An 8,728-nucleotide genomic window follows, 5' to 3' on the forward strand; every position below is an offset into this window, starting at 1 on the left:
TAGATAAACTAGTACTAAAATCATCAAAACAACTACCAAATCATTAATAACTGCTTTAAGAATCCCTTGCATACCTGCATCATCTAAAAAGCTCAGCAAACTTAAAGATTCGGGGATCAATCCTTCAAAAAAACAACTTATAGCAAAAAATCCTTTAATTATAAACCAACCAAACCAATGACCTACGACAGGAATCAAGCTTCCGAAACTTAAGTAATCCTGATATTTTTGTAAAAATGTAACTGTTTCTTCTCCTCCTATATCACTCCAAGGGCTAGCGTTTACAGAAGTTATATTAAACGTAAAACAAATTAATAAAATCAATAAGATCCTTGTTAAGATTTTAAGTTTCTTATTTTTCAATATGTAACTCCTCCTTTGCTTTATTCATCCTGGTTGGCTATTATTTTATTTTTCGCTTCATCAAACTCCAAAAAAAGAAATATATTCTTTTCAATTGCATCATAAAAAGCATTTGCATAAAATATAGCTTTTTCAAAACTAATCAATAGTTCCACCTTTTTATCAAAGATGTAGTCCGCTAGTGTAATTTTTCTACTTAGTACATCTACACCCTCAATCATATACAATCGGCGATTGTAGCACTGCTGTTTAGTTTTATTCATATTTATCCCTCCTTATCACGGTTATACCATTATACATTAAACTACTTTCAATTGAAAGTAGTTTAATGTATTTGAAGGTTGATAATAAATGCCTTATACTTAAAAAGAGGTGAGCGACGTGAAAAATAAGAGTTTAAAAAATAGGGGTTTGAAAAACAGAGTGTCTTTCTCTAATGCTATAGATAAAATCTTATATGAAAAATTTGACTTATTAGCACAAGAAACGAGGATTCCTAAGTCTAGGCTACTAGATGAAGCTATAGAATTACTTTTGAAAAAATATGATAAATAGTTGAAACTATTATGAATCCAACTTTAAACCAAACTCTGAAAGGCTGATAATTCAATGTATAAAATAGTTGAAGTAGCTGAAAAGCTAGGTAAAAGTAAAACGGCAATTTATAACAAATTGAATGAAAATAAGGGTCTATTTAGGCAACATTTAAAAAAGATTGAAAATGTAAAAGTACTTGATGATAAAGGGTTAGAGATACTTATGGGCTTGTTTGGACTAAAAGAAATTGAAATCGATATTGAATCAAATTCATTAAGTTCCACTAGTACCAATGATTCAATCAGTATTGAAACTCTTGTAAGTGAGTTGAAAGACCGAATAAAATACCTAGAGGAAGAAAATAAAGAAAACAAACAATTATTAAATAATCAGAGTAAACAATTAGAAAACTTTCAAATATTACTCCTAAACGAGCAAAAGAAAAACAAGCTATTGGAAGATAATATAGAAGAAGATCAGAACCAAGAAAAAAATGCTGCTAGTCATTTACATGGATTAGCTAAGTTAATGCATCACTTTAAGTCAAACAAAAAGAGACAAGATTAATAATTTATTCTCGTCTCTTTAAACTACTTTCCTGCCCCTATCTTATTAGTCGTATTAAAGGGGTTTGCGACCCATTCTTTTTAATCGCTTATGGATTGCGATCCCTGTTTTATCCGTCGCTCCAGGACTAGCGACATCACTTTGTTTTATGATACACCACATATATTGTTATTGCCACATCTTATCTTCTATTTTTTTCTCGAGTTCTTCATAGTCATAACCACGATCATCTGTATACTCTGTAGAATTATTATCTTGTGGTTCGGCAAATCCTTCTGGTTTCACCATCGAAACCATTAGACCAATAAAGTTAGCAGCCTTTCTATTTTTGAAGTGATTGTAAACTTGTCTGATTCTTTCTATGTCACCGTTAGCACTTTTTAAAATTGCTTTAATTTCTTTATCAGTAAATTCATGTTCATTCATGATATTTCTAACTTCCTCAATCACTGAATTGATCTCACCAGCTTCAATTGTTAATGCTATCTCTTCTTTTATTGATTTTGATTTATTGATATTAGACTCTATATAAAATTTTAAACTAGTTACTTTTCTCCCTGTCTTTATTTCTTTAAATTTAAAAGAAATATCTGTTTTTTCTTTCAATTCTTTTTGTGCTTGCATAATAATTCTGTTTTTCACATTTTGATAAACTGAATAAGATTTCTCAGTTGCTCCAAGGGATCTTTTAAATTCTTCTAACTCAACTTCCCATTTCTTTTTAAATTCATTACACTTTAGCAACTCATACACCCTTAATGAATACTTACTTTTCAATGATAAAATATTTTCTAATTTATAGCTTGTATAAAGTTCTTTAAGTTGTAACATGTAAGGCTTTAAAGAAGAATCGAACTTCAATACAACTAAACCTTCACCAGTTCTATATCTAGCACTACTCAACCAAGATAATTGAATAATATCTTTTCCTTCTTTTATTTCAAAGACTTTTTTCATAAGCTCCTTTGTTATCTTAGGAATTTCAGTATATTTAGATTTATCTTCTACTCCTAAAAGTGCCATAAAATCTTTTATCTTAAATTCATATTCTTTAAATTCTTCATCCGATGGTTGCACCATACTAGCTAAAGTTAATATTAATTTCTGTTCTTGTAAGCTTAAATCATAGTTTGCAGTTATTAAGGAATTCGCTTTAGTTACTAGATAGTTTTTATCCATACAATCACCCCATAAGAATATTTTACCATTTTATTAATACAAATTCAATACATGTGTATTAGTATTATTTAGGTATGAAAAAGTATTAGTTGGGTATGAAAAAGTATTATTTAAAATTTTTTTAGGTATGGAAAAGTATTAGTTAGGTATGGAAAAGTATTATTTAAAATTTGCACACCAGTCATACCAGGGCTTAGAAGGGTCTCCTAAACATGTTAAACAAAATACTGTTAAACAATAAAACAACAACAAAGAATGTTGTTGTGAATAAATCTGACAAGAAGTGTTCTAAAAATAAAAAGAGTGCTCATAGACAGAGCAATCTTTTATCGCTGTATTCCCTTATAGTAACTTAGATATTGTTTATTTTGTCGTTCTATATCCAAGGTAACATCTTGAATTGTTTCTTTTACGTTTTTAAAGTCGTTCTCCGAATTAACAATCTTATATTCAGCGGCTACCCAATCATTAGATCCTCGACTTTGCTTTTCAACAGAGAAGATATCTAAAATTTTATTTGTTGCGTACACAAACCTATAATTATTTTTACGAATATCCTGTACATGGAGAATAGCCTTGTTTTCTTGCTCTTCATATTTCTTCTTACTGTATGAAGAATGATTCTTTATGTTTCTGAATAAAGTTAATATTTCCTTGTAAAAACTTTGATCTTTTAACTTAATCTCCTTATCTACTTCAGCTTGTTCTAATTCAACTTCTTCTTTTTTCTTAATATTAACTCGTTCAGATTCATCACCAGCTTCCTGGAGTTGTCGGTTTGTATTTTTTTTGATATCAGCTTTTTTGTCTTGATTATCTTTAATTACTTCCTCGAAATTATCATGAGTGGGAACAGGGACACTCACAGAGTGGTTTAAATTGCTATTTTCGGGGGTTTTGCGTTTGTTGTGAGTAAATGCTTGATTCTTGTTTTTGAATTCAAATTTGGGCTCATTTTGCGCTCCTGAGTTCATTTCTATTTGTTGCATGACATCTTTTAGTTGATATCCGTTGTCTAAAAAACTATTTCGATCTCGAATTTTGCATTTGGGATTTCCTTCTGCTTGTATAGCTAAGTGAATATAGCCTTTTGTCCTTTCTCCCCTTTCGTAGTATTCAATTCCTCTCTCTAGTAACAATTCCTTGTAATGTTCAAAAGAAGTGGCTTTTCCCTTTGCGTAACCTATGGCATTTTTTACTTCTTGTTTCCACGGAGTTTTCCCACGAGCCTTTATCCTCTTTTCAGCACTTTTCTCAGTCACTGATTGTCCTTTATAGGCTTCAAGTGGTTCTATCCCATGGTCTTTACAAATTTGGTCGAATTGGTTTCTAATAATCACCAAATCCTTATTTTTTTCCATGTGATATTTTTTACCTGTTTTATAATCAACTGAATTTGTAACAATATGACAATGTAAGTGATCCTGATCCACATGAACAAAGACTCCAGATTCGTATCCCCGCGCTATTTTACTTGCTAGATCAATTCCAATTTGAAGACATTTTTCCTGGTCCATTAATTCATGAGGAGATAGTTCACTAGGTGAAAAAGAAGCTGTAAAGTGCATACCTTGTCTACCATCATCTTTGTTGAAAAAATCTCTTGTTTCTTGGAAGTCCTCGTGTATATCTTCTATATCACAATTAACACCAGCTTTAAGAATGCACTTATTGATTTCTTTTTTTGTGTTAGGATCCTTTGTTTTATCTTTCAAACAGTAATCAAGCGTTGAATTAACATCACGAGTACCACCAATAACTTCTAGGATAGGCATTTCTTTATTCCTCCTCTTTTAGTTAAAAAAACTTCTTTTAGGTGTTTTTCTTTTTGACTTAAACGATTCTTCAAAGTCATCTTCTGATAAGATAGATTTTCCTGTCAACTGTCTAGTTTCATTTCGAATTTCTCTTAATTCATGTAATATTTTTTCTACATTTTCCTTAAGTTGATAAGAAGTTAATGAATTAACTTTTCGAGCAATTTGATTGATATTATTTCCAATCGCACCAATTTCTTTATTTACTTCTTTTTTCTTTAAACGTTCTTCGAACTCTTTATCTTTTACGATTTTCAACTTTGGCTCTTTTAAATTTAAAACTAGATATTTAGCTAGAGCGTTAATCGTAATTCCGAAATGTTCAGCGATGAGTTTTGCTCTAATTAGTTCATCTTCTTTTAATCTAAATTTTACAGCTTTTGATTCTGACATCAAGCTACAGCTCCTTAAATATTTATTCTATAAAACGATTATATCATTTGGTTTTTGTATTTAGCAAGCATATCAAAACGGGCCCATGCTTTCAGCATGTTCCGTGTTGAGCTTGTTGGGGTTTCCCCAATCCCCTTTAAAACAATATAAAAAAAATACCTAAAATGTTTGCTGTAACTTTGTTTCAAGATTAGAATAGATAACAAGAGAATTAAAAAAACAAATGAAAGGAAAATTAGTATGACTAGATCAATAGAAAAAGAAGTTGAATTACTTTTAAAAAGACAAAGTGTAGGAAGCGAGAAAACTCCAGAGAATGAACTTTCATTAGTTGAAAGGTTAGAAGAAGAATTAAAAAAGAAAAAGCAAGAAGCTAAAAAAGCGTTGAAAGAAAAAAAGGAAGCTGAAGCTAAAAAATTGGGTATGGAAATTTTGAAAGAATATGAAGTATCTAATTTAGAAGAACTCAAAAAAGTTCTATTACCTAGTAACGTAGAAAGTAATTCAGAATTAGATCCAGCGCTAGTAAGTGAAATTTCTAGTTGGATAAAAAAGTTAGACCTCTGGGAAACTGATATGCACTCGAATAAAATCAATTATAAAGAATTCTATCCTACTGTGAATGAGTTGTTTAAAAAAATAATTAAGGTGAAATAATAATTAAAAATTGGAAGGGGTAAAGGTGAGGATAAATGATTGAAATTCAAATTCCGAAGGATAAGAGTGAGATTAAAAGGCAAATAGAAGCCCTTGAGTGGCAAATTAATTATGATAAAAGTGAAAAAGATAGAGAGATACATGTTCGAACACTAGAATGCCTTAAAAAGGCTTTAAATGACTAATTCAACAAATGTACAATATGCTTTATAAAATATATTGTACATTTGTTATTGAAAAACTAAAGGGGCGTGCTAACTGAGAGTTATTATGCTCTTTAAAATAATCCTTTTTAGCCCCTATCTACTTCCGTATCTATATTTAGATTTAATTTTTCTAAATCATGATTTCCACCTAATACCAAGTTTTCAGTAAAACAATCTAAAAAATAGGGATCTTGCCATTTCTTTAGGCAATTATCTCTAACTAACGCATCTCGAAAATATCTAGAATGTTTTTCAAACATAGTATTGTCTATATCAAAACCTAAATCTCTAAAATACTCAATTGCAAAAACGGCACTTGTACGAGTATTCCCTTCTCTAAAGGGATGAATTTGCCATAAATTTGATATAAACGCCATGGCTGACTTTGCCTTTTCCTCTTGGGTTAATAGAGAATAATCTTTTTTCGATTCTTCCTCAAAGTCAATCTCGAATGCTGCATCTAACATATTCCATGATTCATAGAAAACAGAAGCACCATTTAGCACTGGTTCACTCTTTGAAATATTAACATCTCTAAACCTTCCTACAGGGAACTGGAAGGTATTAATTCCTGAAAATAAGTGGGCATGGATCTGTTTTAACCTTCTTGTACTCATTTCAAAAGGTCTAGGTTGCGACAACCATTCTGCGATACGTACAGACACTTTATCTGCTTCCTCATTCTCTTTATCAGCTTCAGCAGATGAATAATATTTATCTAAATCTTCTTTAATTTCTGAATAGGTTTTCTTTCCCTCAATTTCTTCTTTTGACAACTCAACAAGGTACTCAGAAGGTGTTAATCCATCTATTTTTTGTAGTCCAAAACTAGCTTTCCATAATTCTTTTTTATATTCTTTTGTATTGTTATATTCCACTTCCTCATATGGTCTATCTTCTCCAAACACTAGCAATCACTACCTTTCCTTAAACTCATCTCTAGGTATATTTTTTATTATAGTTATGATAAATATATTTTAACAACCTATGATCATTTATATTTCATTTTCTTAGAAGCACTCTACTGTTATTATATATTATTTAATCTAGGTTCGTCATAATCATATAATCTATCCGTGTAGTCGATTTGACCACACGGATAGGTAGTGTTAAGGGAATATAAAATATCTACTATTCTCTACTCAATCATCTGCTGGAACTATTATTTAAACAATGATTTCGAATTGCTAATGCATTTATAGTAAACTCAATACCCAAGCAATAGCACCTATAGCGAGTATAGCAGCTGCTATACTTAGAACAATATTAACTAAAGAATAGCTGATTGCAATAATATATTTGCCCGTTTTAACAAGAACCACACCTATACATGCAATTAATAAAACAAGCCCTAATAGTTGCAATATGGTATTCGTGAAAATAATAAAAAGAATAACCAGTATTGATACTGAAAGAATTATTAAGTTTCTTTTACTTAATTTTTTTTTATGATTTATATCAAACAAATGTGGTTGGTCATCAATGCTTTTTTTAGAGTTAAACTTATTTTCATTCACAATAAATACCCCTTTCTAAGCTTTATATAACTTTTTAAAACGTTCTCCCTTCCTAGCAATTGGTTCAACTTTTAAATCATCAGGAAGCAAAGCTCCAAAGTAACCTGAAGATTTCTGCTTTACTTCTTGCTGTATCGTACTTGTGACATTCTGATGCTCTTTTGTTTCAACTACCTGTTCTATACTTTGCTTAATATTTTGTTTTTCTTGTTCTGGAGTTGTCTTAAATGCTTTTTCAATATCTTGAATGACACTTTGTTTTAAAGAAGGACTATCTATAGAAGCTTTTTCTATTTCTTGTATTACTTTAGATCTCACTTCTTCTGGTTGATAAGAACTATTAGACCCAACTTCTTGGATAATCTTTTGAACAGAACTTTGCACTTCACTTGGTATACTAGCTTTTGAGAATACTTGCTCTACATTTTGCTTTAATTGTTGTGGTGTTGCTGTATTAGAGTTTTGGATCTCTTGAAGAACATTTTGTTTTGCTTGTCCTGGATTATGTAATGTATTTATTTTTTGTTCAATAGGGTTAGGGATATTGTTTTTATTATCTACTACTTGATTAATCCTCTGATTTATACTTCCAATAGGAGAATTTGTTTTCGTGTTTGCTAAAATATCTATTTGCTTAGTAGCAGCAACATCATTAATTCCTTTACTTTCTGAAATAGATGCTGACACAGGCTTTCCTAATTCTCCACTACCAACTATATCGGGTTTCATTTTAATACTCCCAGTGGTATCTATACTTCCAGGCTTTATAGCATCTTCGAATCTCATTTTTCTTAAAACATCTTCATTACTTTGATTTTGTAATGAATTACCACTTTTGTTAAAATTGGTGTCCATTTGCCCCTGCAAATTGTTTTCTTGGCTAATTTGCCCCGTTCTTGCCCTTTGTGGAGATTTATGACTGTTAATTGAGGTCTTTTCTTCTAGTGCAGGATTCTCTTTGTGAGAAGACGGACTTACAATTCCGCTATCAAACGCTTTCATTTCGGCGATGCTATCGGAATTATTTATACTTTGGTTTTTAGATTTTTTACCATCCCATTTTTCTCGATTCGCTTCTCCTTGTGTTATTCCATTACTCTGTTGGTCTTTCATAGAATTAACACTGTTTTTAATTCCATCAGTTGTTTTTTCTTCTGTTCCTTTTGCTGCATCTTTTGCCATGCTACCAAATCCACGATTTCTCGCATAACCGAAAGATTTACCTGCTGAATTAACACTCTTTTTAAGTCCACTATCACTATTTAAATTATTTAACGTGTTACTCTCTTGTCCTGATAAGTTTTCCATATCATTTTTATTTTTAGAAGTAGATTTTCCGCCTAGATTCTTTAATCCCATAGCCATTCCAGATGCTCCACGACCAAGAGCAAAGGCTCCTGCCATTTGACCAAATCCTTCTTTTAGTCCCACATCAACACCAAAGTATCTCATGATTGTATTGGATCCTTTAATTAAAACAAATGTTGCTGAT

At 30.9% G+C, this 8,728-nt stretch carries 12 protein-coding genes; 4 read left to right on the forward strand and 8 right to left on the reverse strand.

Annotation, left to right across the window (positions count from 1 at the left end; translation table 11 throughout):
* The coding region (locus DES36_RS14345; RefSeq protein WP_207657476.1) for a DUF8208 domain-containing protein at nt 1–363 on the reverse strand (363 nt) is incomplete at its 3' end.
* Between the two features lie 20 nt (nt 364–383).
* Nucleotides 384–626: a DUF5511 family protein gene (locus tag DES36_RS14350; protein ID WP_113921892.1), complete on the reverse strand. Its 243-nt coding sequence runs from the start codon at nt 624–626 to the stop codon at nt 384–386.
* A gap of 118 nt (nt 627–744) precedes the next feature.
* Between DES36_RS14350 and DES36_RS14355 the strand changes: the two genes are divergently transcribed.
* Both DES36_RS14355 and DES36_RS14360 read left to right on the forward strand, forming a co-directional pair.
* Nucleotides 745–918 (forward strand): ribbon-helix-helix domain-containing protein, encoded by a 174-nt coding sequence (locus DES36_RS14355; RefSeq protein ID WP_113921893.1) that lies wholly within the window; start codon nt 745–747, stop codon nt 916–918.
* Between the two features lie 54 nt (nt 919–972).
* Nucleotides 973–1,467 carry a hypothetical protein gene (locus DES36_RS14360; protein WP_113921894.1) on the forward strand — a complete coding sequence of 165 codons (495 nt, stop codon included), beginning with the start codon at nt 973–975 and terminating at the stop codon, nt 1,465–1,467.
* Nucleotides 1,468–1,635: 168 nt separating this feature from the next.
* On the opposite strand, the gene DES36_RS14365 is transcribed toward DES36_RS14360, so the two are convergent.
* The 3 genes from DES36_RS14365 to mobC all read right to left on the reverse strand — a co-directional run bounded on the left by DES36_RS14365 (nt 1,636) and on the right by mobC (nt 4,856).
* A complete protein-coding gene (locus DES36_RS14365; RefSeq protein ID WP_113921895.1) occupies nt 1,636–2,646 on the reverse strand; it encodes a replication initiation protein in 1,011 nt (336 codons plus the stop codon).
* Between the two features lie 326 nt (nt 2,647–2,972).
* Nucleotides 2,973–4,421: a relaxase/mobilization nuclease domain-containing protein gene (locus tag DES36_RS14370; RefSeq protein WP_113921896.1), complete on the reverse strand. Its 1,449-nt coding sequence runs from the start codon at nt 4,419–4,421 to the stop codon at nt 2,973–2,975.
* 18 nt (nt 4,422–4,439) lie between these two features.
* Nucleotides 4,440–4,856: a plasmid mobilization relaxosome protein MobC gene (gene mobC / locus DES36_RS14375; RefSeq protein ID WP_113921897.1), complete on the reverse strand. Its 417-nt coding sequence runs from the start codon at nt 4,854–4,856 to the stop codon at nt 4,440–4,442.
* A gap of 240 nt (nt 4,857–5,096) precedes the next feature.
* Between mobC and DES36_RS14380 the strand changes: the two genes are divergently transcribed.
* Nucleotides 5,097–5,513, forward strand: a complete 417-nt coding sequence (locus tag DES36_RS14380; RefSeq protein ID WP_113921899.1) for a hypothetical protein — start codon at nt 5,097–5,099, stop codon at nt 5,511–5,513.
* Nucleotides 5,514–5,548: 35 nt separating this feature from the next.
* On the forward strand, nt 5,549–5,698 hold the full coding sequence (locus DES36_RS14995) for a hypothetical protein (RefSeq protein WP_170128342.1): 150 nt from the start codon (nt 5,549–5,551) through the stop codon (nt 5,696–5,698).
* Between the two features lie 107 nt (nt 5,699–5,805).
* Here DES36_RS14995 and DES36_RS14385 read toward each other — a convergent pair whose 3' ends face one another.
* From DES36_RS14385 to DES36_RS15000, 3 genes are all read right to left on the reverse strand, one after another.
* Nucleotides 5,806–6,627, reverse strand: a complete 822-nt coding sequence (locus DES36_RS14385) for a Fic family protein (protein WP_113921903.1) — start codon at nt 6,625–6,627, stop codon at nt 5,806–5,808.
* Between the two features lie 288 nt (nt 6,628–6,915).
* Complete coding sequence (locus tag DES36_RS14390) at nt 6,916–7,236, reverse strand: hypothetical protein (RefSeq protein WP_113921905.1); 321 nt, start codon at nt 7,234–7,236, stop codon at nt 6,916–6,918.
* A gap of 15 nt (nt 7,237–7,251) precedes the next feature.
* On the reverse strand, nt 7,252–8,728 hold a 1,477-nt coding region (locus tag DES36_RS15000; RefSeq protein ID WP_207657477.1), incomplete at its 5' end, for a DUF8208 domain-containing protein.

This window comes from Alkalibaculum bacchi (assembly GCF_003317055.1).
Lineage (GTDB): Bacteria > Bacillota > Clostridia > Eubacteriales > Alkalibacteraceae > Alkalibaculum > Alkalibaculum bacchi.